We start from the raw sequence: 26,906 nt of genomic DNA, 5'->3' as shown, positions 1-26,906 counted from the left end.
GCATTCGACCGGGTCGTCCCCCGCCCGAATCGCCTTCCTGGTCCGTTCGCCACACTCTACGCGTTCAGACCATCGACCGCACCCGCATCATATGGGGCAAGAACCAGGGAGCAAGCGCCCCCAGCAGGCCCGGCCCGACCAAAACCTGCGGCAAGATGGGAAAAATAGGCCAGATTTCGCCGCCGGACCGCTTGACCGCGCCCATGGGATGACGCCATATCGGGGCCAAACCCGACCAATCTGCTCAAGTATGTGAAGGAAGAATCGTGCCCATTCTGCTCGGCCTGGATACCGGTGGCACCTATACCGATGCCGTGTTGTTCGACCAGGCAAAGGGAGCCGCCAACAGTGGCGGCACCCATGCCGACGCCAAGCTCGTCCACGGGGGTGTACTGGCGACGGCAAAATCCTTGACCACCAAGCATGATCTGGCGATCGGCCTGAAAGGCGCCATCGAGGCTGTCCTGCCGCGTCTGCCCGCGGGGGTGAAACCTGCCGACATCGCCTTGGTGTCGATGTCAACGACACTGGCGACGAATGCCATTGTCGAAGGCCATGGGGCGCCCATCTGCCTCATTCTGCTGGGTTACGATGTGAAGGCACTGGAGCGCGCCGGCCTCAAGCAGGCGTTGGGGTCGGATCCGGTCGTGTTTGCGACGGGCGGTCATAGGCCCACCGGCGACGAACAGGCGCCCCTCGATGTCGAGGCGATCCGCGGTGCGATCCTTGCGCATGCACCCAAGGTCGCGGCCTTTGCCGTCTCCGGCTATTTCTCGGTACGCAATCCATCTCATGAAATTGCGGTCCGGCAGATGATCCGCGAACTCACCGACAAGCCGGTGAGCTGCGGCCATGAACTGACCTCTAAGCTGGATGCACCGCGCCGCGCCCTCACCGTGGCACTCAACGCACGGCTCATCCCGCAATTGCAGCAGTTAATCCGCGCAGTGAGCGGCCTTCTTGCCGAACAGGGGATCAAGGCACCGCTGATGGTGGTGAAGGGCGATGGGTCGCTCATCGACCAGCAGGTAGCGCTCACCTGTCCGGTTGAAACTATCCTCTCCGGTCCGGCCGCCAGCCTGGTCGGCGCGCGGCATCTCTCGGGCGCCGATACCGTGATGGTTTCGGACATGGGTGGCACCACCACCGACATTGCCATGCTGCGCCATGGGCGGCCCGTCCTGAACAAGGAAGGCGCCGTGGTCGGTGGCTGGCGCACGATGGTCGAAGCGGTCGCGGTCCACACCTATGGTCTGGGCGGCGACAGCGAAGTGCGTATCGACGAACATCATGGTTTCATGGTCGGCCCGCGCCGCGTCGTGGCGCTGAGCCTGCTGGCCCAGCTCTATCCCAAAGTGCTCGATACGCTGCGTGCACAATTGGCCAATGAAGACGTGATGGCCTATCGCGGCCAGTTGGCCTTGCGCCAGCGACCGCTCGATACCGGCAGCGAAGGCTTGAGCGAGGGCCAGATGAAAGTCTGGGAAGCGCTTGGCGGCGGGCCGGTGGCGCTGGCGGACCTCATCTTCAGCCCGGCCATCGGCCGGCATCTGGCGCGCCTTGTCGATCGCGGCCTCGTCATCATCAGCGGCCTGACACCATCCGACGCCGCCCATGTGCTGGGGCGCCAGACAAGCTGGTGTGTCGAAGCGGCTGAGATCGGCGCCGAATTGTTCCTGCGCCGCGCACCCTTCGCCGGCTGGGTTCCACCCAAGGACGGCAAGGAACTGGCCGATGCCATCGTCGAACAGGTGGTGGTGCAATCGGGCCGCGTCATTCTCGATACCGCCATCGCCGAGCAGGCGGGGATCGATACGCATCATTGGGGCACGCTTGGGCGCTATCTGGTCGACCGCTCACTGAGCCCCGATCAGGGGGCCGCCAGCCTCATTGACGTGGCGCTCAAGCTCAATTTCCCGCTGGTGGCGATCGGGGCTCCGGTCGGCAGCTATTACGGCGAGATTGCGCGCCGACTGCGCACCGAACTCATCATCCCGCCGCACGCCGATGTGTCGAACGCGGTGGGGGCGGTGGCTGGCGGTGTCATGCAACGCGTTGCCATCACGATCACGCAACCGACCGAGGGCGTTTTCCGCGCGCATCTGCCGAACGGGCTCAAGGACTTCATCGACCTTGAGACCGCCGCCGCCTTTGCGCGCGACGTGGCGGGCGAGGAGGCCGGCGCCATGGCCAAGAAGGCCGGCGCCGTCGATATCGAGTTCAATCACGAGCGGGCCGACAAGGTCTTCGAACAGGCCGGCGGCCTCAGGATTTTCATGGAATCGATGGTTTCCGTGACAGCGTTCGGTCGTCCTGCTCTGGCCCAGGGTTAGCGACAAATTTAGGCAAAAGGCCTGGAACAAGGCGCGATCCGGCCTTGCCGCCACTCTTGCGCGTGACCCGCATCACAAGGTCGCGGGACTAGCGGTGACAGCCGGGGGCAGCTTATATATAGCGGGGGACGACAAAGCGCCGGGATGCCCTGAGCGCACGACGTATTGTGGGATGAAGTTGACATGAATCGTTCGACCAAATCACTGATTCCGGCAGCGATCCTTGCCGCAGGCTTGGCGTTTGCCCCGCTGTACCCCGCTTTTGCCGAGCGCCCCGATCCGCTTGATGCGCCGCCATCCGTGGCTGTCGATACCGGCACCGTGGCACCGGCCTTGATGCATCTTCCCAATCTCGATTCCGCACTTACTGAACTGGCCAAGGATCCGCTGTTCGACGGGCTGCCGGTCGATTGGACCGGTCTCCTCAATTTCTATGCCGAGAATGGCGGGCTGGCGCTCTTCACCACGCCGACGGGTCTCTCCGAACTCGGCCAGAAATTCCATGACCGCCTGCCCAAGGCGATCGCTGCCGGTCTTCAGATTCCCCTGCCGGTGCAGGCTGCGGTGGCAGCCGTGCCGGTGCCGACCTCGCCTGACAACCAGGCTCTCGCCGAGGCAATCCTTGCCGCGGTCTTTGTGGGTACGGCGGTCGATGCGAATTCCTATCTCGGCGAAGCGGATGAACGCGGCGCGCAGATTCTTGCCGCCATCAGCGATGCGCAGGGCAAGGGCAGCGAGGGCATCGACGCGCTCCTCAACGATCAATTGCCGACCTATTATCGCTTCTGGGCGTTGCTCAACTATCTGCCCAAGCAAGTGGCCTTGTTCGAACATGGCGGCTGGCCCAAAGTGCCGTCCGTCAAGAAGCTGGAGCCGGGCAAAAGCGATGGCGCCGTCCCGGCCATTCGCGCGCGCCTCAGCGTGACCGGTGAACTGCCGCTGACCGAGATGGCCGCCGGCGAGCTTTATGATCCGACCTTGGTGGCGGCGGTGGAGCTGTTTCAGCGCAACCATGGCCTCAATGATGATGGCGTCATCGGCGGCCGCACCATCGAGGAAATGAACGTCAGCGCCGAGGAACGCGTCCAGCAGGTCCTCCTCAATCTCGAGCGCATGCGCGACGAGGGGCCGAAATACGAACCCCGCCATCTCATCGCCAACATTCCCTCGCAGGAAGTGAAGGTGATCGAGGACGGCAAGGTCACGTTCTATACCAAGGCCATCTTCGGCAAACTTGAACGAAAATCGCCGACATTGTCCTCGGTCATCCACACCGTGAAGCTCAACCCGGATTGGACGGCGCCCGCCAAGATCGCCGCCATCGACGAAGTGAAGCGTGAACGCGCCAATCCTGGATTCCTCGATGCCAAGGGCTTCACCATCTATGACAGGAGCGGTAACCGCGTCAGCGCAGATTCAATCGACTGGCATTCGGTCGGGCCTGGCAACTTCCCCTATACGCTGCGCCAGGCGCCAGGGCCGGAAAATGCCCTGGGTCCTGTCAAGTTCGACTTCCCCAACGACCATGCCGTGTTCCTGCATGGCACGCCGACAGTGAAGCTGTTCGACAAGCAGGACCGATTCTTCAGCTCTGGTTGTGTGCGCACGCAGCAGCCGGTCGACCTCGAAGTTCCTGCTCCAGGACGATCCCGAATGGCCGGCGACGCGCATCGACGAGGTGCTGAAGACCGCGGAGACCACCTTGGTCAAGCTGAAGAACCCGCTGCCGGTGCATATCACCTACATGACCGCCTGGGTCGACGAGGCCGGCATCATGCAGTTCCGCAAGGACGCCTACAGCTATGACGATCTGCCGAGCCTGCCCAGCGGCATCACCGAGCAGCTGCTGGCTTCGGCGCAGGCACCGCAGCTGGCTGCACCGGCTGCAGTTCTCAATGAGGATAAGGGCAAATGAGCCGGCTTGGCTTAGCTGCCGGAATCGCAGCCCTTCTTCTCATTGCGTCGCCCGCGGCCCAGGCCGATGGCAATGCCGGGCTGAAAGCCTATCAGGCCGGTGACTATGCCACCGCCCTCAGGGAGTTCCTGCCGCTGGCCGAAGCAGGGCAGGCATCCGCCCAGGCGGCGGTGGGGCAGATGTATCTCGACGGGCTCGGCGTGCCGAAGGATCCGGCGTTGGCCGCGGCCTGGCTGGAGAAGGCTGCGGGCGGCGGCAATGCCCGCGCCCGCGCCCAGATAGGCGCGCTTTATGCGACCGGCACGGGCGTGCCGCAGGACGAGATGAAGGCCTCCTATTGGCTGCTGAAGGCGGCCAATCAGAATGTGCGCCAGTCGCAACGCTTCATGGCCTTGCGCTTCTATGCCGGCCAGGGGGTGCCCAGGGACCTGGCGCAGAGCTTCCTCTATGCCGCCTTGTGCGCCAAGCAGGGCGACCCGGAAGGCCAGGCGCTCCTGAACCAGTTGGCGACCGAAATGTCCCCTGAGGAAAAGGCCCGCGCCCAGGCGCTGCTGCAGACTTGGCAGCCCAGCAACTGATCTTTCCCGCAATGTGAATCGGTCTTGCGTTACAGCGCCGCCGGCATTCGCCGCGCCGTGATATTGTATCGCCTTGCTCCAACTGAATGGCGTCCTTCCCATGGATGAAGTCTTCGAGATCCTGTTCTGGCTGCTGGGTGTCGCGCTTGGCGGATTTGCGGTGTTCGTGATGCCGTTCGTCTCCTTCATCTCCTGGCGCCGGGGCCTGCGCCTTGACCGGGAGCTGCGGGCACTGCGCCAGGAAGTGCTACAACTGAAGCGCCAGGGCATCACCATGCCAGCGCCTGCCCCAGAAGCGGCTCCCACCGTCGAGCCCGAGATCGTGGCAGCGTCGAGCGCGCCGATCCCTGAACCGGCGATTGTGGAGTCGGCCATTGTGGAGCCCGCCCCGGTTGAAGCGCCCTTTATTCATGCCGAATCCGGGACGTCGCGACAGGCTGAACCTGAGCCGGCACCGGCGCCCGCCCCGGCACCATCCAGCGAGGGCAAGGATTTTGAGGGTCGCCTCGGTGGCCGCATCTATGGCTGGCTGGGTGGTATCGCGCTCGCGTTCGCGGGCGTGTTCCTGGTGAAATACTCGGTCGAGCAGGGCTGGCTGTCGCCGGCCGTGCGCGTCTCGCTCGGCATCCTGTTCGGCTTCGTGCTGCTGGGTGTCGCCCAATGGATGCGCAAGCGCTCCAATAATCTGGGCCAGGCGCTTACCGCAGCCTCGGTGGCCGTGCTCTATGCGGCCCTCTTTGCCGCGACCGCGCTCTATGACCTGCTGCCGACCGCGTTTGCCTTCATTGTCCTGGCAGCGCTCACCTTCGCTGCGATCGCGCTATCGCTGCGCGACGGTCCCTTCGTCGGCCTGGTGGGCTTGGCCGGCGGCTTCCTCACGCCGTTGTTCGTCGCCTCGGATACGCCCAACCTGCCGGTGCTGTTCGGCTTCCTTTATCTGCTGCAATGGGGCGCTCTGATGCTCCTCAAGCAGCGCGGCTGGTGGTATCAGGCGGCGATCGCCAATGCCGGCGGCCTGCTATGGGCGGCCTTCCTGATCTCGGTCCTCGCCTTCGACCGCAGCATGGCCGGCAGCTATGCCATCCCGCTGTTCCTGATCGGCACGTCCTGGACCTCGATCTGGGCGCTGGAATCGCGTGGTGGCGCCCTGCGCTCGGTCGAGATGCTGTGGACCACACGGGCGACCTCGATCGCCTGTTTCGGCCTGATGGCGTTCCTCATCGCTGCCAGTGAATACGCGACGATGAACTGGTTCTTCGCCCTCCTGCTCGTGACAAGCCATCTCGTCGCCGCGCGGCGCTGGACCGCCGAGGACGTGCCGGCCTATATCGGCGCCGCCATCATGGTGGCCGCCTACGCGCTGTGGCCGGCCACCACATGGGATTACGAGACCGCCACCGTCATCGACCGCAGTTTCGAGATGATCGTGACGGGCCTCATCTTCGGCGGCCTGCTCCTGTTCGGCGGCTGGTACTTCGCCCATGGGGCCAAGCATCCGACCCGTTGGGCGGCGCTTTCGACTCTGGGCTCCGGCTTCATCTTCGGTGGCGCGTATCTGCAGCTGCGCCATCACGAATTTCTGATCTCGTGGCCGATTCTGGCCGTAAGCCTCGCCGCCATCCACATGGCGCTGGCACAGCGGCTGGATCATCTGCGCCGGCAGGATCCGCATTATGTCGGCGCCTTCGCCCTGCATTGCCTTGCCGTCTCCGGCTTCATTGCCATCGCCATCCCGATGCAGCTGGAGAAATCCTGGACCGCTATCGCCTGGTCGTTCGAATTGCCGATCATCGCCTGGGTCGCCAACCGCCTCGACCTCGCCTGGCTGCGTCGCGCGATCTGGGTCGGCATTGCGCTTGTTCTTGGCGGCATCTGGTATTCCGGCTTTCCGGCCGGGGAGACGCTTATCTTCAACTGGCTGCTCTATGGTCTAGGCATTCCCCTCATAGGCTTTGTGGTGACGGCCTATCTCCTCACCAACTCACCGGAGCAGAAGCTGCGTCGCACGCTGCAGATCCTGGCCTCGGCCCTGGGCTTCGGCCTGCTCGGCTTGGAGATCGAGCATTTCTACGCCCATATCAACGTGCCGACGCCGGACTTCCCGGCCCATGGCGTGCAGGCGATCGCCTGGCTCTGTGTCGCTCATCTGTTGCTGCTCATTGGCGATCGCCGCAAATCACCGGTGCTTTATGACGCAGCGCTGGTGGTGGCTGCCATCGCAGGTGTCTGGCTGCTGCTATTCCCGCTTTTCTTCGATCACCCGATGTTCAACACCATATATGTCGGCGAGACACCGTTCCTCAACCGCATCGGGCTCGTCTATGGCCTGCCCTGCCTGTTGCTGCTGGGCTTTGCCGCCACCCTGATGCGTCGCGTCGACCTCGGTCAGAAGGGCGTCATCGGCTATCGCATCGCCGGCGTCTATGGTCTCTTCCTTGGCTTCGTCTGTGTCACCCTCTGGGTGCGCCAGCTGGTCCATGGCGGCATCATCGAGTTCTGGAACCACAGCAGCACCGATGCCGAGCTCTACGGCTACTCCGCGGCCTGGACGCTCTATGGCGTCGCCTTGCTGATGCTGGGGGTGAAGATGCGCTCGCAGGCACTCCGCTATGCCTCGGCCGCGGTGGTGCTGCTGACGGTGCTGAAAGTGGGGCTTGTCGATGCGTCCGATCTCACCGGGCTTTATCGGGTGGCGAGCTTCCTCGGCCTCGGTATCGCCCTCATCGGCATCGGCTATCTCTACCAGCGCATCCTGTTCAAGGTGAAGGCGTAGGCGGAGAGGTCTACTCCTCGACCCAGGCCACGCGCAGGATGTTGGTGGATCCCGGTGTGCCCAGCGGCACGCCGGCCGTCACCACGATGCGCTCGCCGGCCTTGGCGAAATCCTCGCGAAGGGCAAGGCGGCAGGCCTTGTCGGCCATCTCCGAGAAGCGCTTGAGGTCGGCGGTCACCACGCAATGCGTACCCCAGACCAGCGCCATGTTGCGCGCCGTCTGCAGACTGGAGGTGAGGCACAGGATCGGCACTTCCGGTCGCTCGCGCGCCATGCGCAGACCCGTGGAGCCCGACGTCGTATAGGTGACGATGGCTGCCGCCGAGAGCGTGTGGGCGACCTGGGCCGCGGCCTGGCTGATCGCATCCGATTCAGTCGCCGCATGGTCGAGGCGCTGCGCTTCCAGGATGCGCCGGTAGAACGGGTCGCGTTCGACGCGTTCGGCGATGCGGTTCATCATGGCCACCGATTCCAGCGGGAAATGGCCGCTCGCGGTTTCCGCCGACAGCATCACCGCATCGGCGCCGTCATAGACGGCAGTCGCCACGTCGGATGCCTCGGCGCGGGTCGGCGTCGGCGCGTTGACCATGGAATCCAGCATCTGGGTCGCCACCACCACCGGTTTGCCGGCAAGCCTGCAGGCGGCGATGATGCGCTTCTGGAGGCTCGGCACGTCTTCCGCCGGCATTTCGACACCGAGATCGCCGCGCGCCACCATGACGGCGTCGGACAGATCGACGATCTCGTCCAGCCGTTCGATGGCTGCGGGCTTCTCCAGCTTCGACATGATGCGGGCGCGGCCCTGGATGAGCTTACGCGCTTCGGCCACATCCTCGGGCCGTTGCACGAAGGAAAGGGCGATCCAGTCAGCGCCGAGATCGAGGCCGAAGGTGAGGTCAGTTAGATCCTTCTTGGTGAGCGGCGACAAGGGCAGCACGACGTCCGGCACATTGACGCCCTTGCGGTCGGATAGCTTGCCGCCGATCTCGACTTCGCATTCGGCGGCGTTCTTGGCGGCCTTGAGCACGCGCATGCGCAGCTTGCCGTCATCGAGCAACAGGGTGACGCCCGGCATCAGGGCAGAGAGGATCTCCGGGTGCGGCAGGGGTGCCCGCTGTTCTTCGCCCAGGGCCTTGTCGAGGTCGAAGGTGAACTTCTGGCCCGGGTGCAACACGACCGAGCCGTTCTTGAACTGGCCGACGCGGAGCTTTGGCCCCTGCAGGTCGACCAGCACGCCGATCGGCCGCTTGGTCGTGTTCTCGATATCGCGGATGATGTCGTAGCGCTTCTTGTGGTCTTCGTGGCTGCCATGGGAAAAATTGAGGCGAAACACATCGACGCCCGCCAGGAACAATGCTTCGATCTCGGCACGGGAGGTGGAAGAGGGGCCAAGGGTTGCGATGATCTTGGCCTTGCGCTGTCGTCTCATTTTTTCGCCCAGTTCTTATGCTTGGTTGATCAGGATGACGCGGAAATCATTGACATTGGTTCGTGTCGGCCTTGTGACAATGAGATCTCCCAGGGCCTTGAAGAAGCCGTAACCGTCATTGTCTGCCAGCATGGCCTTGGCACTCAAGCCCTTATCGGCGGCGCGGGCGATACTATCGGGGGTCAGCAGGGCGCCGGCATTGTCCTCGGTCCCGTCGATGCAGTCGGTATCCCCGGCAGCGGCATATATCCCTCGCTGGCCCTGGAGCGCCACGGCAAGAGCCAGCAGGAACTCGGCATTGCGGCCGCCCCGGCCCTTGCCCCGCACGGTGACCGTCGTTTCGCCGCCGGATATCAGGGCCACAGGGGCCGGCGCAGGCTGGCCATGGGCCGCCACTTGTCGGGCAATCCCGGCGTGAACCAGGGCCACATCCCGCGCCTCGCCTTCAAGATCACCGAGGATGAGCGGCGTATAGCCAGCCGCTTTGGCGACCTTGGCGGCGGCCTCAAGGGCATGCTGCGGGGTTCCCAGCATGCGGGTTTCGCCGCTTGCCAATCGAGGATCACCGGGCTTGGGCGTCTCGCAGGCAGGATTGTCGAGATGGGCTTTGACCGCAGGCGGCATCGCCATGCTGTATTTCGCGAATACCGCGATGGCGTCTTCGCGCGTGCTGGGATCAGCCACGGTCGGCCCGGATCCGATCACCGAAGGATCATCCCCTGGCACATCGGAGATGAGCAGGCTCACCACCTTGGCCGGGTAGGCGGCGGCGGCAAGGCGCCCGCCCTTGATCAGGGAGAGATGCTTCCGAACGCAGTTCATTTCTGCAATGTTGGCGCCGGATTTGAGCAGTGCCTTGTTGACGGCCTGTTTGTCGGCGAGTGTCAATCCATCGCCCGGAATGGCGAGCAGCGCCGAGCCGCCGCCGGAGATGAGACACAGCACCAGATCGTCAGCGCTGAGGCCGCGGACCCTGTCGAGGATGCGCCGCGCCGCCTGCTGACCTTTTTCGTCCGGCACCGGATGGGCAGCTTCAACGACTTCGATCGAGCGGCAGGGCAGGCCGTGCTGATAGCGGGTCACCACCAGCCCGTCGATGTCGCCTGGCCATGCGGCCTCGACCGCCTTGGCCATGGCGGCGGCGGCCTTGCCGGCGCCCACCACGATCACGCGGCCTTTGGGCCGCGGTGGCAGATGGGGCGCCAAGATCTGCAATGGGTCGACCGCGGCGATGGCGGCGGCAAACATCCGCTTCAACAAGTCGGTTTCGATAACGCTCACGGACTTCCCCTGACTTTTCTGCTGCGACAGTAGGAATGGTGCCATGCCGGGGTCAAGCAAGGCTGCGACGCTTTTAGTCCCCTAGGCGGCGCGCGAACTGTCCCGGGGCCCGGTTTCCTGCCCATTTCCCTCGTTTCTGCCGTTGGGCTTAGCCAGAAAAATCCCGCCGAGCACGACCACCCCACCCAGGATCTGCCAGGGTCCCAGCCCCTCGCCCAGAAGTGCCCAGGCAAAGACGGCCGAGGCCAACGGGTTGATCAGCAGGGTGAGCGAGGAGAAGGCCGCCGGCAGATGCGCCACGGCCCAGTTGATCAGGCTCTGGCCGATGGTCTGGCTCACCAAAGCGAGGCCCAGCACGGCGCCCCAGCCGGACCAGCTTTGCGGCAGGACCCGGTCCTCGGTCAGGAGTCCCACTGGCAGCAGGACGAGGCTGGCGACGAGCGACCCCCACAGCATCACCTCCGCGGTCGACAGATGCCGCCGTGCTTCCTTGCCGCCACGCAGATATCCAGCATAGGTGATGGCGCCGACCATGCCGAGCACGAAGGCAAGGCTGTTATGAATGTCGAAGCCCTTGTCGCCGCCGGCCAGCAACAGCCATACACCGCCAAAGGCTGCTGCCATGCCGATGATGAACCTCAGCCCGAATCGCTCGCCGAAGAACAGGAAGCCGAAGGCCGCGACCCAGAGCGGCGCGGTATTGCCCATCAAGGTTGCGGCGGCGACGCTGGCAAATTGCAGGCACCAATGCCAGGCGATGAGATCGATGGCGAGAGACAGGCCGGCGAATCCCGTTACCTGGAACGCCTTCCGGCGCTCCGGCGCGGTCGAGCGCCGCGCTGGTCGATGGCACCAGACCCAGATCGCAAAAATGGGCAGCGCAAGTGCCATGCGATAGAAGCCGGTCATGGTCGGGCCGACTTCGGAAAGTTTCACGAAGATGCCGGAAAAGGAAATCATCACCGCCCCCAGGATCAGCACGGGCAAGGCAAAGCGGTCGGCTGATGGACCTGATTTCATGAGATCGGACTGAATTCTGGCTGCTTGCGTCGGATGACAGATGATGCGGCGTCTTCTATGCTGAGCCGGCTATTTGGTCAACGGCGCTTCCGGTCTTCGGAAGGGATATCGACGGGGCAAAGTCGCAATTGATGTCTATCGATTACTACAACGACAAACTGCTGGGTCCCGCGGATCCACCCCCCTTCACCCTGCTCAACGAAACGGGCAAGGCGCCCCTGATCCTGTTCTGCGACCATGCCGGCCGCGCCTTTCCGCGCAAGCTCGGCAATCTCGGCCTCAGCCAATCCGCTCTCGACCAGCATATCGCCTGGGATATCGGCATCGCCAATGTGGCTGCCATTCTGTCGCGCAATCTCGATGCGCCCTGTGCCTTGGCCAATTATTCGCGCCTGGTGATCGACTGCAACCGGCGCCTCGACGATCCGACCTCGATCGCGCAGGAATCTGACCGGATCTTCATTCCCGGCAATCATGGGCTTGATCAGAAGGCGCGTGACCAGCGTGCGGCGGAAATCTTCCGTCCCTATCACATCGCTGTCGACAAGCTCATCAAGGCGAAACTCACTAGTGGCGTGCTGCCGGCGATCCTGTCGCTGCACAGCTTCACGCCGGTGATGAACGGATTCCAGCGCCCCTGGCATTTCGGTATCCTGTGGAACCGCGATCCGCGATTGCCCTTGCCGCTGATGACGCGGCTCGCGCAACTGCCCCATGTCTGCGTCGGTGACAACGAGCCCTATTCCGGCCGCGACGAGCATGGCTTTTCCATCATCGCCCATGCCGAGGAGATGAGCCTGCCCCATGCGCTTATTGAGATCCGCCAGGACCTTATCAGCGATGATGCCGGCGTCTCGCGCTGGACAGCCAAGCTGGAAGGCACACTTAAAGGCCTGCTCGCCGACCCCAACGTGTTCTATTCTCCCGCTGCAAAATGACCGAGCCAGCCTTCACCTTGGGGATCGAGGAAGAATATCTGCTGGTCGACCGCGCCAGCCGCGATCTCGTCGTTGACCCACCACGCGCCCTGTTCGAAGAGGCGCAGGCGCAGCTCGGCGTCCATGTCAGTCCTGAATTCATGCGTTCGCAGATCGAGATCGGTACCGGCATTTGCACGTCGCTGGGCGAGGCGCGCGAGCAACTGCGCCGGTTGCGCGCGACGTTGGCCGAGATCACAGCGCATCACGGCCTCGCCATCGTTGCGGCGTCGACCCATCCCTTCGCCGATTGGGGTGGGCAGAAGCATACCGACAAGGAGCGCTACAATGCCTTGGCGCGTGACATCGGCGGGCCGGTGCGGCGCCTCCTCATCTGCGGCATGCATGTCCATGTCGGGATCGAGGACCCGGAACTGCGCATTGATCTGATGAGCCAGGCAAGCTACTTCCTGCCTCATCTCCTGGCGCTTTCCACCTCATCGCCATTCTGGCGGGGCGCCGATACCGGGCTCAAATCTTATCGCCTGGCCGTGTTCAACGAGCTGCCGCGCACCGGCCTTCCTGAAATCTTCGATTCCTTCGGCGAATATCAGCGCCATCTCGACGTGCTCATCAGCGCTGGCCTTATCGAGGATGGCAGCAAGTTGTGGTGGGATCTGCGTCCCTCGGCTCGTTTCCCGACCCTTGAGATGCGCATCGCCGACGCCTGCACCCTCCTTGAGGATACGCTGGCCATTGCCGCCATGTACCGCTGTGTCCTGCGCATGCTCTATCGCCTCCGCCGCGGCAACCAGCGCTGGCGGCGCTATTCGGCCATGCTGCTCAATGAGAATCGCTGGCGCGCGCAGCGCTACGGCATCGACGAAGGCCTGGTCGATTTCGGCAAGGGCCGCATCGTGCCGATGCGCGACCTCATCGGGGAAATGCTGGTGCTTCTCCAGGAGGATGCCGAGTTCTTCGGCTGCACCGCCGAGCTGGCGCATACCCGCGCAATCCTCGACCGCGGCACCAGTGCGCACCGGCAATTGGCGGTCTATCATGCGGCTATCGCCGCCGGCCTCGACCAGCGCGCGGCCCTCATGCGCGTGGTCGATGGGCTGATCGAGGAAACGACGCGCTTCTAGAAGGAATGGACTGATGGACGACAAGACCAAGGTTGAACTCGAAGCTGCCGCCTTCCGCCGCCTGGTGCAGCATCTCCAGGAACGCACCGACGTGCAGAACATCGACATGATGAATCTGGCCGGCTTTTGTCGCAATTGTCTGTCGCGCTGGTATCGCGAGGCTGCCGATGCCCGTGGCCTGAGCGTCCCGGACCCGGCCGCCCGCGAGATCGTCTACGGCATGCCGTATGACGTCTGGAAAACGAAGTACCAGGCCGAGGCATCAGCCGAGAAGAAGGCCGCGTTCGAGCAGAACAAGCCGAAGGATTGACGTCGAAGGCTAGTCCGTCGGCAAGGAGCGCAGGAAGTTCTGCACCTCGGTCTGCAGATGGGTCGATTGCGCGACCAGGCTTTGGACCGCGTTGGAAACCTCGGTCGCCGTGACGCCGGTATCGTTTGCGACCACCTGAACATTCGAGATGATCTCGGTGGTTTCCCCGGTGCGCTGCGAAACGGACTGCGCCGAACTGGCGATTTCGCGTGTCGCCTGGTTCTGCTGCTCGACCGATGAGCTGATCTCATGGGCGATGCCGCTGATCTCGCCGATGATGTCGCTGATGGTCCGGATGGCCTCGGCCGATTTGCCGGTCGCCGATTGAATGGCGTTGATCTGGGCCGAGATCTCCTCGGTGGCCTTGGCCGTCTGCCCGGCCAGCGATTTGACTTCGCCGGCCACCACGGCAAATCCCTTGCCGGCCTCGCCCGCGCGGGCGGCTTCGATGGTCGCGTTGAGCGCCAGAAGGTTGGTCTGGCTGGCGATATCGTTGATGAGATGGATGATGTCGCCGATCTTCTGCGCGGCACTGGTAAGGTCCGCCACCGACGATGAGGTGACGGTCGCCTGCTCGACGGCGCGCGCGGTGATCTCGTTCGATCGCTGCGCCTGTCGCTGGATCTCCGAGACCGAGGCAGTAAGTTCTTCGGCCGCCGCGGCAATGGCCTGGGCATCGCCCGTCGTGGCACCGGAAGCTTCCGCCGCCTGCGCTGCCTTGGCTGCGTTTTCTTGCGCCACATGGGTCATGCCGCCGGCAAGTGTCGCCACGCGGCTGGTCCCCGTCGTCACTTCATTGATCACCGACTGCACAGCACGTTCGAAATCGCTGGCGATGCGGCCAAGGACGGCGCGCTGTTCGGATTTCGCGCGCGCCTCGGTCTCGCGTTCGTGCTGGGCGGCATGTTCGGCCTGGCGATGAGCGGCTTCCGCTTCGCCCAGGGCCAAGGCCGCATTGGAGAGTGTGCGGGCCAGGTATTGCGACACCCACATCAGCACGCCGGCCTCGATGAGCACGATCACCGCATGTAGCACGACGCGGAAAAAATCGCCGCCGCCCGGGAAGATCGCTGCCGGCAGCAGAAAATTGAGTGACAGATGGTGAAGTGCAATGGTGACCGTCCCGGCGAGGATGGCGCGCCAATCGCAGAATGCGGTCAACATCGCAAGCGAGGCGAAGAAATACATGTGGATATCGATCTGCCAGGGCTGGTTCTCCATCACCGCGACGATGAGGCCGATCATCAGCATCATGGCGACCGATTGAAAGAGCTGCAGGCTGGTGCCCGTGCTCAACCAGCTGAACACCGCGACCGCGAGGGCGATTACCAGCGCGATGCCGGACAGCCAGCCGAGACCGCCCACCACCAGCCATTCCAGCAGCGCCACGAGCGGCAGATGCAGGCAGATATAGACGGCGAGGATCCGCGCTACCTTGGCGCGCAAACTGTCGATCGAATTCATGATTCTGTCCTCGCAGATGTAGGCGAAACGCAGCCAAGGCTGTCATTGGCACGCAGCACCAGGCTGGCGCCGGCGGCATAGAGTCGGTCGATGAAATCGGCGCTGTCGCTGATGGCGATGATCGATCCGGGCGCCCCACCTGGGCCAAGCATGCGTCCCCCGGCGCTAATCACGGCGGCCAGCGCGTCGCCCTGGAGGTCAAAGACGGCGACCGGCTGCGCCGCTTGGGCCGTCGGCATCACGCGCACCACGCCCAGCGCGCCGATGCCGAGGATGGCGAGCGCAAAGGCTGGCAGGAATGGCCGCCATGTGGCTGGTCTGGCGTTCATGCGGTGACCGATCGTGAAATTGACGAAACGCGACTGACCGCAGATTAAAGGATGTTTACAAAGACATGATTAACGAAAGGGAATAAATTGCCATTCCGCACTGCAGCATCGCACGCTTATTCCGCGGGTGGGATCGGCTCCGATTTCGGCTTCCACCGCCACACCACGATGCTGAGGCCAGCGAGGATGATGATCCCGCCTAGAACCAGATCTTCCGACAGTTTCTCGCCGAGCTGAAACGTGGCGGTTGCCACCCCGAACACCGGCATGAGCAGGGTGAACGGCGTCAGCTCGTCGATCCGCTGCCGCATCCGCAGCCAGTACCAGATCGAATAGGGCAGGGCGAAGCCGAACACGGCGATGCCGATGACGCCCAGCCAGCCCTGAAACGGGATGGCAGTGATGGTTGGCATCAATTTCTCACCCTCGACCAGCAGCGCCATCACGATCATCTGCGGCGTCGCGTAGCGGGCGATCGCGGCATAGAGCCCGGTGCCGTGATCCTTCGCAACGATCGGGATGACCGCCTGGGTCGTCGCCCAGGAGGTGACACAGACCAGCATGGCGAGGATGCCAAGATAATCCGATGTCGCATCCGGTTTGCCGACTACCACCGCGACGCCGACCAGGCACAGCAGCGCCCCGAAGCCGTTCTTGAAATTCGGCTTGTCGCGGCCGAGGAACCAGGACGCGATGATCGCAATGGGCACGGAGAGCTGCATCAGCAGCACCGCGGTCGATGCCGGCAGCAGCATCAGCGCGTAATAGACAGCGGTGCTCTGCAGGGTGCCGCCGAAGAAGGCCAGCAGGAACAGTGTCTTTCGCGGGGTCTTGGCGCGCGGATAGAACGGCGTGAGGATGGCTGCCACGACCGCATAGACGATGGTGACCAGCAGCACCGGTGGAAACCAGTCCTCGACCGCGGGTTTGGCCAAAGTATAGATCGGCCCCACAGGATCTGGATGAACACGGCCAGCGCGATATGCAGGAGGGGCATCGAAATCTCGGCTTCCGGCGGCAGAAATGCCACAGCTGTTGCGGCGGCACTCTGCCCGGAACCGCCGGTCGCCGCAAGATGGCCCCGTTATCCCCGTTATCCACAGGCTGCTGCGCCTTGTTCCCGAGGGGTGCCGCAGATAGAGTCCCGCCGACTCGAGAAAACGTTGCCCACGCACTGACGTGACAAGGAGACTTCCCCATGGCCGATTCAGGCGCCGATTCCGGTGGCATTGCTGCTGACCACCTCAAATCCTTCATCGAGCGCATCGAGCGCCTCGAGGAGGAAAAGGCCGCCATCGCCAATGACGTGAAGGAAGTCTATGCCGAAGCCAAGGGTACCGGCTTCGACACCAAGATCATGCGCCAGATCATCCGCCTGCGGAAAATGGAACCGAATGACCGCGCCGAGCAGGAAGAACTGCTCGACATCTACATGCGCGCTGTCGGGATGGTGGCTTAGGGCCTATCCCCCGATCGGCCCGGCATGGTGGCACGCCACCAAGTGATCGGGTCCGGCTGACACCAGATCCGGCATCATTTGGGCGCAGATTTCCGTGGCTTTCGGGCAGCGGGTGCGGAACGGGCAACCACTTGGCGGATTGAGTGGTGAAGGCAGGTCGCCCTTCAACACGATGCGCGTCTTGCTCTGCTCGACATCGGGGTCCGGCACCGGTACGGCAGAGTTCAGTGCCTGCGTGTAGGGATGCAGAGGATTGCTGTAGAGCGAATCCCGGTCCGCGATCTCCATCACCTTGCCCAGATAGAGCACCATCACCCGGTGGCTGATATGCCGCACGATGGCAAGATTGTGCGAGATGAAGATGAGCGACATGCCCAGCTCCTGCTGCAGATCCATCAGCAGGTTGACGATCTGCGCCTGGATCGAGACGTCGAGGGCCGAGACCGGCTCGTCGCAGACGATAAGACGCGGATTGTTGATGATGGCGCGCGCGATGCCGATGCGCTGGCACTGACCGCCTGAGAATTCATGCGGATAGCGGTTGATCTGGTTGGGCAGCAGGCCGACCTTCGCCATCATCGCCTTGACCTTGTCCTTCACCTCGGCCGGTTTCAGGTTTGGCTGGAAGGTGGTCATCGGCTCGGCAATGATCTGGCCCACCGTCATCCTGGGATTGAGGCTGGCGAGCGGATCCTGGAAGATGATCTGCATCTCGCGCCGCAGATTGCGCATGGCATCCGGCTCAAGCTTCGAGAGATCTTGCCCCAGCCATACCGTGCGGCCGCCCTTCAGGGGCAACAGGCGCAGGATCGCACGACCCAGGGTCGACTTGCCGCAGCCGGATTCACCGACCAGACCCAGCGTCTCGCCGGGTTTGAGATCAAACGACACGCCATCGACTGCCTTCACGATGGCCGGATGGCCACCACCGAACAGGCGCTTGCGGCCGACATCAAAATGAACTTTGAGGTCGTTGACGGAGAGCAAGGGTGCGGTGCTCATGCGGCGTCTCCGACGATGGGACCTAGCGGTCGTTCCAGATGGCAGGCCTTGGCGCGGCCGGTGCCGATTTCATGGAGCATCGGCCGCTCCTCGGCACAGCGCTCGAACGCATACTGGCAGCGGTCGCGGAACGCGCAGCCGGTCGGCAGGTTCTGCAGATTGGGTGGCTGTCCGCCGATCGTCTCAAGCCGATTGAGGCCATGGGAGTCGAGGCGTGGCATCGATTTCAGCAAGCCCTCGGTATAGGGATGCTGCGGCCGCTTGAAGATGTCGCGGACGGCACCTTCCTCGACGATCGAGCCCGCATACATCACCATCACCCGGTCGGCCAATCCGGCGATGGCGCCAAGATCATGGGTGATGAGCGCAATCGCCATGCCGGTGTCGCGCCGCAATTCGGAAAGGAGATCAAGGATCTGCGCCTGGACGGTCACATCAAGCGCCGTCGTGGGTTCGTCGGCGATGAGCAGTTCCGGCCCGCACAGCAGGGCCATGGCGATCATGACGCGTTGGCGCATGCCGCCCGAGAATTCATGGGGATGCATGTTGATGCGCCGCTGGGCCTCCGGGATCTGCACCCGGTCGAGGAGGCGCACCGAAACCGCCGCCGCTGCTGCCTCGTCCATTCCCTTATGAGTCATCAGTACTTCGGTCATCTGCCGACGCACGGTAAGATAGGGATTGAGCGAGGTCATCGGGTCCTGGAAAATCATGGACATGCGCGCGCCGCGGACCTTGTTGAGGTCCGATCTGGCGACACCCAGGATTTCCTGGCCCGTCACCTTGACCGAGCCGGTGGCGCGGCCATTGCTGGCAAGCAGGCCCATGATCGACATGAAAATCTGACTCTTGCCAGAGCCGGACTCACCGACAATGCCCAGAGTTTCGCCGCGATTGATGTGAAACGACACATTGTTGACGGCGTTGACGTTCCCTTCCGGTGTCGAGAAAGTCGTGCTGAGGTTGGTGACTTCGAGAACATTGCTCATTTGCGTGTCGCCCTCAGCGATCTTTGGGGTCGAGCGCATCGCGCAGACCATCACCAACGAAGTTAAGAGCGAGCAAGGTTACGACCATGACCGCGCTCGGAAACACAACGGCCCACGGCGCGATATCCATGGACCGGGCACCTTCACTGATCAATGTGCCCCAGGAGGAATTGGGCTCCTGTACGCCCATGCCGAGGAAGGAGAGAAAGCTCTCGGTCAGGATGACCGCGGGCACCGTCAGGGTCATGTAAACCACCACCGGACCCAGGCAGTTTGGAATGATGTGGCGCGTGATGATACGCCAATTCGAAACGCCGCTGGCATGAGCCGCTTCGATGAACTCCTTGCGCCGAATCCCGATCGTCTGGCCACGCACAATGCGCGCCATGTCGAGCCAACTCACCGCGCCAATGGCAACATAGATCAGCACCATGTTCCTGCCGAACACCACAGTCAGCAGGATGACGAAGAAGACAAAGGGGATCGAATAGAGAATGTCGACAATACGCATCATGATATTGTCGACCCTGCCGCCGACGAAGCCGGCTGAGGCGCCCCACAATGTACCGATAACCAGGCTGACCATCGTTGCTACAAAGCCGACGATGAGCGAAACCTGACCACCGTAAAGCGTGCGTGTGAAGAGGTCGCGTCCATTCTGGTCGGTGCCAAAATAGTATCCGAGAGCGAAATCGGGCGGGATACTCAGATTGGGCAGGCTCCAATCCACTTCCTCCGGATCGCGCAGTCCAAGATAGGGTGAACTGAAGCAGACGACGGTGATGAAAGTCAGCACGATAAGGCCGACGACCGCGGCCTTGTTATGCGTGAAGCGTCGATAGGCATCCACCCACAGGCTGCGGCCCTTGACCTCCGGTTGCTTGGCGAGGAGGGCGAGGTCAGTCATAGCGCACCTTGGGGTCGAGCAGGCCGTAACAGATGTCGGCTAGGAGGTTGCAAAGAATGACGAGCGCGCCGAACAGGATGGTGACGCCCAGCACCAGCGTGTAGTCGCGGTTGATGGCGCCCTGCACGAAGTAACGCCCGATCCCGGGAATGCCGAAAATCTGCTCGACGATCACCGAGCCGGTCACGATATTGGCGATGGCCGGACCCATATAGGAGACAACCGGCATGAGAGCCGCGCGAATGGCATGACGCGTAAGCGTGACCATTTCCGGCAGACCCTTGGCACGCGCCGTGCGCACGAAATTGCTGCGCAGGACCTCCAGCATGCTGGCGCGGGTGAGGCGTGTGAAGGCTGCGATCTGCGGAATGGCCAGCGCAATGATGGGCAATATCCAGTTGCTGGGCTTACCCCAGCCGCCGACCGGGACCAAATGCAACATCAGGCCGAAGACCAGTGTCATGATGGGAGCGACGACGAAGTTCGGCACGGCAATACCCAGCATCGCGGTACCGACACCCAGGTAGTCGATCCAGCTATTCTGACGCAGCGCCGCAAGAATGCCGAGTGTCACGCCGATCAGGACGGCGATGCCAATTGCCGACAGGCCCAGCGCCAGCGAGGTCGGAAACCCCTGCCAGATCAGTTCCGAGACAGTGAAGTCCTTGTATTTGAAGGACGGGCCGAAATCACCTTGTGCGAGGCCGCCCAGATACCGCAGGAACTGCTGTGGTAATGGCTCATCGAGATGATACTGCTCAATCAGCTTCGCCTCGACTTCGGCGGGAACCTTGCGTTCCTTGTCGAAGGGGCCGCCCGGTGCCATGCGCACCATGAAGAACGACACCGCGACGATGATGAAAAGGGTCGGTATGGCGCCCAACAGGCGCCGGAAAACGTAATGCAACATGCGGCCGCCTCCCATCGGTGCCGATAAACGGTGCCGAGGCGATCAGGGTCAATGAGAAACGACCCGGTGGCATGATGCCACCGGGTCGCCATGTTCGCAATCTTACTCCGAAATGGAGATGAATCGCGCCAGATGGAAGTCGAGGATGTTGTATTCCCAGCCTGCGACCTTCTTCGAGACCATATGCTGCGAGGTGTAGTGGTAGATCGGAAGCATCGGACTGTCGTTAAGGAAGGCCTGTTCCGCATCGTGGAACATTTGCATCCGCTTCGCCGGATCCGTTTCCGTAGCGGTGGCCTTCACCAACTCATCGTACTTCGCGTTGTTGTAGCCGGCATCGTTGCGCTCGCCGGCATCCGACAGGAACATGTCGAGGAAGTTGATGGGATCGTCATAATCGGCGATCCAGGCGGCACGGGCGACGTCAAACTGCTTCTTGTCGCGTGTTTCCAGATAGACCTTCCACTCTTCGTTGCGGAGGGTCGCTTCGACGCCCATCTGCTTCCACATGCTCTGGACAGCGACAGCGATCTTCTTGTGGTTCTCGCTGGTGTTGTAGAGCAGTTCGACCTTCAGCGGATTCTCCTTGGTATAGCCATGCTTGGCCAGGAGAGCCTTGGCTTCCTCAAGGCGCTGCGCCTGCGGCATGTCCTTGAAGTCGACGAAGGCCTGCTTGTAGTTCGTCATCGGAGGAACCCAGGAATAGGCCGGGGCTTCACCGCCCTGCGTGATCTTGGACACCAGGATCTCGCGGTTGATGCCGAGGGATAGGGCCTTGCGGAGATCCGGCTGGGCGCCCAACGGCTCGCGGGTCAGGTTGACAACATAATAGTAGGTGCCGAGATAAGGCGTGTTCTTGAACTCGTCGGCGAAGTTGGCCTCGAGGTCCGGAATCTGCTCTGACGGCGCGTCATAGGTGGCGTGGAGCTCGCCGGCCTTGAAGCGCTTCAATTCTTCCGCCAGATCCTCCGTCGGATACATGACGACCTTGTCGACCTTCACATTGGCGGCGTCCCAATAGTTCGGGTTCTTCACATAGGTCAGCGAGGCTTGCGGGGTCCACTCGGTCAACTGGTAGGCGCCGTTGCTGACGATGTTGCCGGGCTTCGTCCAATCATCCTTGAACTTCTCCACGGTCGCTTTGTGCACCGGGTAGGAGATCGGGTGGCGCAACAGGCCGAGGAAATAGGGCGTCGGGCCTGTGAGTTCGATCTTCAGCGTGTGGTCGTCGACCGCCGTGGCGCCGAGCTTGGACATATCCTTCTCTTCGGCCTTGCGGATGGCGGTGGCGTTCACGATGACATCAAGGATCGGCGCATAGTCGGCGGCGGTTTCAGGATTGACCGCATCCTGCAGGCCGAACACGAAGTCAGCCGCCGTCACCGGATCGCCGTTCGACCATTTCGCGTTCTGGCGCAGCTTGAACGTATAGGTCTTGCCGTCATCGCTGATTTCCCAGCTCTCGGCAGCACCTGGAATGATGTCGCCATTCGGCGCATAGGTGGTGAGGCCTTCAAAGATATCGGCTTCGATATTGGCTTCGGTGACGCCCGTCGATTTGTGCGGGTTGATGGTCTCCGGTTCGGCGCCATTGCCGCGATGGAACACCATCTCGGCCTGCACGAGCGATGTGCTCGCCATCAATGCCGCGGCCGCAAAGGCCGGCAGCAGAAATTTCCTCAGTGCGTGTTTCATTTTTTTAACCTCCTCTGTCGATCAAAAGCTCGAATGCATGAAGGGGACGTTGTCCACGGAGCGCATCCGTCGCTGACCCCTTGCACTCAGCTGGCGTCATCTTTCTTCAACAATTGTAATGGTTCAATAGATTTAGCTGATTTGACGCAGGTTTCTGCGCGTTTGTGCCTCGTCGGCGGGGGGCCTCTTTTGTTCTCAATGTCGGGTCCTTTCCCTGACCCGAGGTGATGCTGCCTAGGCGTTCTGCGCATCGGCCCGGCACTTCGCCGGTCGGTACAGCGCGCAACGGCCAGAGCGCCGGTGCCAGCGAACATCGGCCCAATTGGTAAACATCCGTACGATAGGGAAAGTTGTCAGACCGGCTCGGCGGGCTGGGTCGCAGGTTCCGCTGTCGGCGGCTCCTCGGCCACCAAGGGGACCGCGTCGTCGCTCTCGGTAAGCGTCTCGCGCGCCGATTCGCGCCGCCAGCGGGACATGATGGCGCTGGCTTGCGTAGCCTCCGTCCGGTCGAAGAAATCGAGCGCCTGGCCAAGATCGGCAGCGCCGATCCCGCTCGCCTTGCTGCGCAGCTTGCGCGCCAGCAGGTAGATCTGTGCGAACTCGTCGCGCCGAAGGCCGATGGCGCGCGCGATGAGCGCGATGCTGTCGCCACCATTTTCGTTCATCAGCTTGCGCACCAGCCCCATGCGCAAATTGGCCAGATGCGCCATCTGTGCCTGGAACAGGGCAAGGTTGCCGGACCGCAGGGCGCTGATCATCGAGACCGGCGTCAACTCGATTTCGCCAGGCGCCGGTTCCGCAGCGCCTTCCTCGACAGCGAGTGATGCGATGTTCTCGGCCGGCGGCATCGGCTGGGCCTTCTGGCCATAGACCGGGCGTTGCGGCGAGGCGGCCTGGGCATCGAACAGAAAACGCTGGTTGAGCGTCTCGCATACCGCAGGATCGGCCCAGGTCATCATGTCCTCGGCAAGACTCTCCGGCAATTCGCGGCGCTCAGCCACCAGGGCCTGCAATTCGACATCCGTCATCGCAACAAGGGCTGCTGCCGAAAGGGCCGGAATGGAGAAGGGCGCCTCGGGATTGGCGAGCAGTTCGCGCAGGATCGTGGGCTCCTCCAACCGCGCCATGGCGTCCACCATGGCGATGGTTGGTCCCTTGCGCTTGGCGATGATGGCGGCATGGGCACTGCCCTTGCTCTCGATCACCGCGACAAGATCACTGGGCTCCAGGCGGTTGCTGGCAAAGAGGACAGGGGAGGCGATCTCGATCTCGTCCTCGGCGAAGACTTTCAGCAGTTCGGGTTCGGCAAGGGTCGAGCCGGCGATCTCATAGGCGAGTTCCATGCGCGCCTCGGCCAGGGTCTTGGGCCGCAACACCCGCAGGATCTCGGCCAGCATGACCCGTTCCTTGGGCTTCATGATGGTGCCGCGCCGCCAGAACAGCCGGGCCAGCAGGGCGAACATGCGCGAGCGCCCTTCCGGCGACCGGTCGCGGGCCACCAGGGCCAGTTCCTTGAGGTCGAAGCCGTCGCTCACGCTCAATCGCTCCCCGACTCAACGGATCATGAGCTTCATTGGTAACCCGCGCCAAGGTGCGGGTAAAGATTTGACTGGGCGCAGGGGCCGCAGGGTCGGGGCGAGGGGTTGGGAAGGGGTGGGCGGCAAGGCCCCCTACTTCACCGGTGTCAGATGCGACCCGTCGATGACACGGCTGGCTGGCAGGGTGACGATGGCGCGGGTGCCTTCGCCCAGGGTGCTCTCAAGCCGCAGATCGCCGCCATGCAATTTGGCAAGACCCAGCGACAAGGTGAGGCCGAGGCCGGTCCCTTCATATTTGCGGTTGAGGCCACTATCAGCCTGCGAGAAGGGATGCATCACCCGGTCGATATCCTCGAGCGCGATACCGATGCCGGTGTCGGTCACGGTAAGGGCGATATCGCCCGAGCGCATGACGCCGGCACCCAGCGTGATCCGGCCCCCGCGCGGCGTGAATTTCACCGCATTGGCCAGGAGGTTCGCCAGGATCTGCTTCAGCTTGCGTTTGTCGGCATGGACCCGCGGCAGGCGCGCCGGCAGGTCGAGGGTGAGTGCCAATCCCTGCGCTTGCAGCCGGTCCTGGATCAGGCGCGACACGGAATCGAACAGTTCCTCGATATTGCAGGCACTCTCGTTGATATCGGCCTGGCCGTTCTCGATGCGCGAGACGTCGAGGATATCGTTGATGATGCCCATCAGATTGACGGCGCTGCCGTGGATGTCGCGCACATAGGTGCGGTAGTCGGGATTCTCCACCGGCCCAAGCAGGCCCATGCGCATCACGTCGGCAAAGCCGATGATGGCGTTGAGCGGGGTCATCAGTTCATGGCTCATATTGGCAAGGAACTGGCTCTTGGCGCGGTTGGCGGTTTCGGCCGTTTCCTTGGCGGCACGCAGATTCTCTTCGCGCCGGGTGAGCTCGGTGATGTCGGAGGCCGCGCCGCGGTAACCGGTGAGGGCGCCCGTTGCCGGATCGAAAACCGGCAATGCACTCATCAGAAACAGCTTGCGCTTGCCTGTCGCATCTTCCGCATCGAACGGCAGGTCGCGGAACGGCGACAGTTTCTGCAGGCGCCGCTGCAGATTGAGGCGCAAGGCATCAGATGCCACCAGGTCGAGGAGGTTCCGGCCGATGAGCTGCTGCGGTACCATGCCCAAGGCACCGACCACGCGCTGCGTCACCAGGCGCAGGTTGAGGGCCGCATCCGTCTCCCACATCCAATCGGAGGAAAGGCGGATGAAATCCATATGCCGGTCAAGGGCGATGGCAGCTTCATCGAGACCGGAGCGGCCATCCTGCAGCAATGTCAGCATGCCGCCAAAGCCGGTCAGCACGCCACTGGGATCTGCCATCGGCTCAAATCGCGCGCGCAACCGCTGCAGCGCACCGCCGGCCGGAAAATCCCAGTCGCGAAACACGGTCGTGCGCCGCAGATCCACTTCCTCGGCTATCTCGGTCAGGCGCAGCCGTTCTCCGATCGTGCCGCCATCAATGCGCGTCTCAGAGATGCGGCGGCAGGAAGGATTGGCCCAGGTGATCAATCCCTTGGGATCGCACATCATCATGGCTGGGCCGAATTCGAGCAGTTCTTGCCGGAACAGATCGTTGAGACGGGTCGGAGAAGGTGTTGCTTCGTTGGCCGGGTTCGCGCGCGGCGAACTCACATGCGCGGTGGTCTGTTGGAAACTTGGCGCCAAGGGCGTGACTTTGTTCATGCGCGTTTCTTCTCCTGCCCTTCTTCGATCGAGCGAATGGCAAACAGGTAATCAGGATCACGACGCCAGCGCGTCAACACGGTTTCGGCTGCCGCATGCGTCAGGCGATCAAAGAACTCGAGAGCGCGGCCGAGTTCGGCCGGGGCGAAGCCCGCTTGTCCGGCGCGGGCGCGTCTCGTCAGCAGGAAGATGGTGGCGAATTCCTCGCGGTTGAGCCCCATGCCGCGTGCGGCGACCGCCAATCCCTGGCCGCCGGGCTCATAGGCCAGGCGATTGACCAGCTTCAGGCGCAGTCCGCTCATCTCGGCGAACATCGCCTCGAAAAGCTGCACCTCGCCCTTGCGCAGGGTCTGCAGCAGCAGGCGCGGCGTCAGCTGGCGCGCATCGCCCAGCGCCCTTGAAAGTACGTCGGCCGCGGAATCGGTCGCAGCTTCGGCCTCCGCCTCGGCTACTTCTTCCCTGACCAGCGGCTCCAGGCGATCGTCGAGCATGTTGGGGTCGATATCGAAGCGCTCCATCAGCGCCTGGCGCAAGGCTGCCGCCACCCAAAGCACCATGCGCCGCGCAAGGTCTACCGGCAGGTCGCGCCGCCGCACGAGCGGTTCCTGGAACTCGTCGACACTCTTCGACTGCTCAACCAGGTAAGCCAGCGTTACGCGTGAGATCTGCGCGTCCTGGTTTTCAAGGAGGGTGCGGATGACGTCACGGTCGCCGGTTTCGACCAGCGCATCGGTGACGGCACTGTTCACGTCGCGCCGCATCGCGACGGTGAGAATGTGCTGACGCGAGCGGTGGCGGATGACTTCGATGAGATCGACATCCTGCAACACGGCCGAGCGCAACAGGATGGGCGTAGCCACGTCGATCTCGTCATTGGCGAGCATGACGGCCAGTTCGCGCGGCAGCCCCGGCGCGTCGACCAGGCGCAATGCGAGCTTCCGGCGCACGTCCCGCGCCACATCACGCATCAATTTTTCAAGGATATCGAGCATCAGCGCGCGTTCCTGCGCGCTCAATACATCGCTGCGATCATGAAACAGATCGCCCATGACAGCAAACAACTCTGCCCGGCTCTCGTCGGAGCGGAGCCGCGCCAATGCCAGCAATTGCTCGCCGTCGATGCTGTCGTTCGCCATCACCGTGCTGCAACGGATACGTGGGCGCCCTACACGCTATGGCATGCCCATCGATCCTTTAGC

The 26,906-nt window shown here is 62.9% G+C and carries 23 protein-coding genes; 9 read left to right on the top strand and 14 right to left on the bottom strand.

Features of this window, described 5'->3' with window-relative positions; all coding sequences use genetic code 11:
• The first annotated feature begins 266 nt into the window (after positions 1-266).
• The 5 genes from IPK59_20625 to IPK59_20605 all read left to right on the top strand — a co-directional run bounded on the left by IPK59_20625 (position 267) and on the right by IPK59_20605 (position 7,599).
• Complete coding sequence (locus IPK59_20625) at positions 267-2,333, top strand: hydantoinase/oxoprolinase family protein (protein ID MBK8161059.1); 2,067 nt, start codon at positions 267-269, stop codon at positions 2,331-2,333.
• A gap of 183 nt (positions 2,334-2,516) precedes the next feature.
• Positions 2,517-4,139: a L,D-transpeptidase family protein gene (locus IPK59_20620; GenBank protein MBK8161058.1), complete on the top strand. Its 1,623-nt coding sequence runs from the start codon at positions 2,517-2,519 to the stop codon at positions 4,137-4,139.
• A complete protein-coding gene (locus IPK59_20615) occupies positions 4,108-4,248 on the top strand; it encodes a hypothetical protein (GenBank protein ID MBK8161057.1) in 141 nt (46 codons plus the stop codon). The genes IPK59_20620 and IPK59_20615 overlap by 32 nt, the downstream gene beginning before the upstream one ends.
• Complete coding sequence (locus tag IPK59_20610; GenBank protein ID MBK8161056.1) at positions 4,245-4,826, top strand: sel1 repeat family protein; 582 nt, start codon at positions 4,245-4,247, stop codon at positions 4,824-4,826. The genes IPK59_20615 and IPK59_20610 overlap by 4 nt, the downstream gene beginning before the upstream one ends.
• A 100-nt stretch (positions 4,827-4,926) precedes the next feature.
• Positions 4,927-7,599, top strand: coding sequence for a DUF2339 domain-containing protein (locus IPK59_20605; GenBank protein MBK8161055.1), 2,673 nt, complete (start codon positions 4,927-4,929; stop codon positions 7,597-7,599).
• A gap of 10 nt (positions 7,600-7,609) precedes the next feature.
• On the opposite strand, the gene pyk is transcribed toward IPK59_20605, so the two are convergent.
• From pyk to IPK59_20590, 3 genes are read right to left on the bottom strand one after another with little or no spacing between them, the layout of a single operon-like run.
• Entirely contained in the window at positions 7,610-9,028 is a 1,419-nt protein-coding gene (gene pyk, locus IPK59_20600) for a pyruvate kinase (protein MBK8161054.1), read from the bottom strand.
• 15 nt (positions 9,029-9,043) lie between these two features.
• Positions 9,044-10,354, bottom strand: coding sequence for a glycerate kinase (locus IPK59_20595; protein MBK8161053.1), 1,311 nt, complete (start codon positions 10,352-10,354; stop codon positions 9,044-9,046).
• Between the two features lie 36 nt (positions 10,355-10,390).
• Positions 10,391-11,329, bottom strand: coding sequence for an EamA family transporter (locus IPK59_20590; GenBank protein ID MBK8161052.1), 939 nt, complete (start codon positions 11,327-11,329; stop codon positions 10,391-10,393).
• A 131-nt stretch (positions 11,330-11,460) separates the two neighbouring features.
• Here IPK59_20590 and IPK59_20585 point away from each other — a divergent pair, with 131 nt between their 5' ends.
• From IPK59_20585 to IPK59_20575, 3 genes are read left to right on the top strand one after another with little or no spacing between them, the layout of a single operon-like run.
• A complete protein-coding gene (locus tag IPK59_20585) occupies positions 11,461-12,267 on the top strand; it encodes an N-formylglutamate amidohydrolase (GenBank protein MBK8161051.1) in 807 nt (268 codons plus the stop codon).
• A complete protein-coding gene (locus IPK59_20580) occupies positions 12,264-13,391 on the top strand; it encodes a carboxylate-amine ligase (GenBank protein ID MBK8161050.1) in 1,128 nt (375 codons plus the stop codon). Before IPK59_20585 ends, IPK59_20580 begins: the two co-directional genes overlap by 4 nt.
• 13 nt (positions 13,392-13,404) lie before the next feature.
• Complete coding sequence (locus IPK59_20575) at positions 13,405-13,701, top strand: DUF1244 domain-containing protein (GenBank protein ID MBK8161049.1); 297 nt, start codon at positions 13,405-13,407, stop codon at positions 13,699-13,701.
• Positions 13,702-13,710: 9 nt separating this feature from the next.
• Here IPK59_20575 and IPK59_20570 read toward each other — a convergent pair whose 3' ends face one another.
• The 3 genes from IPK59_20570 to IPK59_20560 all read right to left on the bottom strand — a co-directional run bounded on the left by IPK59_20570 (position 13,711) and on the right by IPK59_20560 (position 16,429).
• Positions 13,711-15,165 carry a chemotaxis protein gene (locus IPK59_20570; protein MBK8161048.1) on the bottom strand — a complete coding sequence of 485 codons (1,455 nt, stop codon included), beginning with the start codon at positions 15,163-15,165 and terminating at the stop codon, positions 13,711-13,713.
• Positions 15,162-15,494 carry a hypothetical protein gene (locus IPK59_20565; GenBank protein MBK8161047.1) on the bottom strand — a complete coding sequence of 111 codons (333 nt, stop codon included), beginning with the start codon at positions 15,492-15,494 and terminating at the stop codon, positions 15,162-15,164. Before IPK59_20565 ends, IPK59_20570 begins: the two co-directional genes overlap by 4 nt.
• A gap of 116 nt (positions 15,495-15,610) precedes the next feature.
• On the bottom strand, positions 15,611-16,429 hold the full coding sequence (locus tag IPK59_20560) for a DMT family transporter (GenBank protein MBK8161046.1): 819 nt from the start codon (positions 16,427-16,429) through the stop codon (positions 15,611-15,613).
• Positions 16,430-16,692: 263 nt separating this feature from the next.
• Here IPK59_20560 and IPK59_20555 point away from each other — a divergent pair, with 263 nt between their 5' ends.
• A complete protein-coding gene (locus IPK59_20555) occupies positions 16,693-16,953 on the top strand; it encodes a DUF2312 domain-containing protein (GenBank protein MBK8161045.1) in 261 nt (86 codons plus the stop codon).
• A gap of 3 nt (positions 16,954-16,956) precedes the next feature.
• Here IPK59_20555 and IPK59_20550 read toward each other — a convergent pair whose 3' ends face one another.
• The 8 genes from IPK59_20550 to IPK59_20515 all read right to left on the bottom strand — a co-directional run bounded on the left by IPK59_20550 (position 16,957) and on the right by IPK59_20515 (position 26,843).
• Entirely contained in the window at positions 16,957-17,955 is a 999-nt protein-coding gene (locus IPK59_20550) for a dipeptide ABC transporter ATP-binding protein (GenBank protein ID MBK8161044.1), read from the bottom strand.
• Positions 17,952-18,944 carry an ATP-binding cassette domain-containing protein gene (locus IPK59_20545; protein MBK8161043.1) on the bottom strand — a complete coding sequence of 331 codons (993 nt, stop codon included), beginning with the start codon at positions 18,942-18,944 and terminating at the stop codon, positions 17,952-17,954. Before IPK59_20545 ends, IPK59_20550 begins: the two co-directional genes overlap by 4 nt.
• Before the next feature lie 13 nt (positions 18,945-18,957).
• Complete coding sequence (locus IPK59_20540; GenBank protein ID MBK8161042.1) at positions 18,958-19,851, bottom strand: ABC transporter permease subunit; 894 nt, start codon at positions 19,849-19,851, stop codon at positions 18,958-18,960.
• On the bottom strand, positions 19,844-20,761 hold the full coding sequence (oppB, locus tag IPK59_20535) for an oligopeptide ABC transporter permease OppB (protein ID MBK8161041.1): 918 nt from the start codon (positions 20,759-20,761) through the stop codon (positions 19,844-19,846). The genes IPK59_20540 and oppB overlap by 8 nt, the downstream gene beginning before the upstream one ends.
• Before the next feature lie 102 nt (positions 20,762-20,863).
• Positions 20,864-22,456: a peptide ABC transporter substrate-binding protein gene (locus tag IPK59_20530; protein ID MBK8161040.1), complete on the bottom strand. Its 1,593-nt coding sequence runs from the start codon at positions 22,454-22,456 to the stop codon at positions 20,864-20,866.
• A gap of 353 nt (positions 22,457-22,809) precedes the next feature.
• Complete coding sequence (locus tag IPK59_20525; protein MBK8161039.1) at positions 22,810-23,991, bottom strand: DUF2336 domain-containing protein; 1,182 nt, start codon at positions 23,989-23,991, stop codon at positions 22,810-22,812.
• 135 nt (positions 23,992-24,126) lie between these two features.
• Complete coding sequence (locus tag IPK59_20520) at positions 24,127-25,707, bottom strand: PAS domain S-box protein (protein ID MBK8161038.1); 1,581 nt, start codon at positions 25,705-25,707, stop codon at positions 24,127-24,129.
• Positions 25,704-26,843 (bottom strand): DUF2336 domain-containing protein, encoded by a 1,140-nt coding sequence (locus IPK59_20515; GenBank protein ID MBK8161037.1) that lies wholly within the window; start codon positions 26,841-26,843, stop codon positions 25,704-25,706. The genes IPK59_20520 and IPK59_20515 overlap by 4 nt, the downstream gene beginning before the upstream one ends.
• Between the last annotated feature and the right edge of the window lie 63 nt (positions 26,844-26,906).

The organism is Rhodospirillaceae bacterium (genome assembly GCA_016712715.1).
In the GTDB taxonomy this organism is placed as follows: Bacteria; Pseudomonadota; Alphaproteobacteria; order Dongiales; family Dongiaceae; genus Dongia.
Note: the sequence above shows the minus strand (reverse complement) of the source record. Positions and strands in the feature narration are given on the sequence as shown.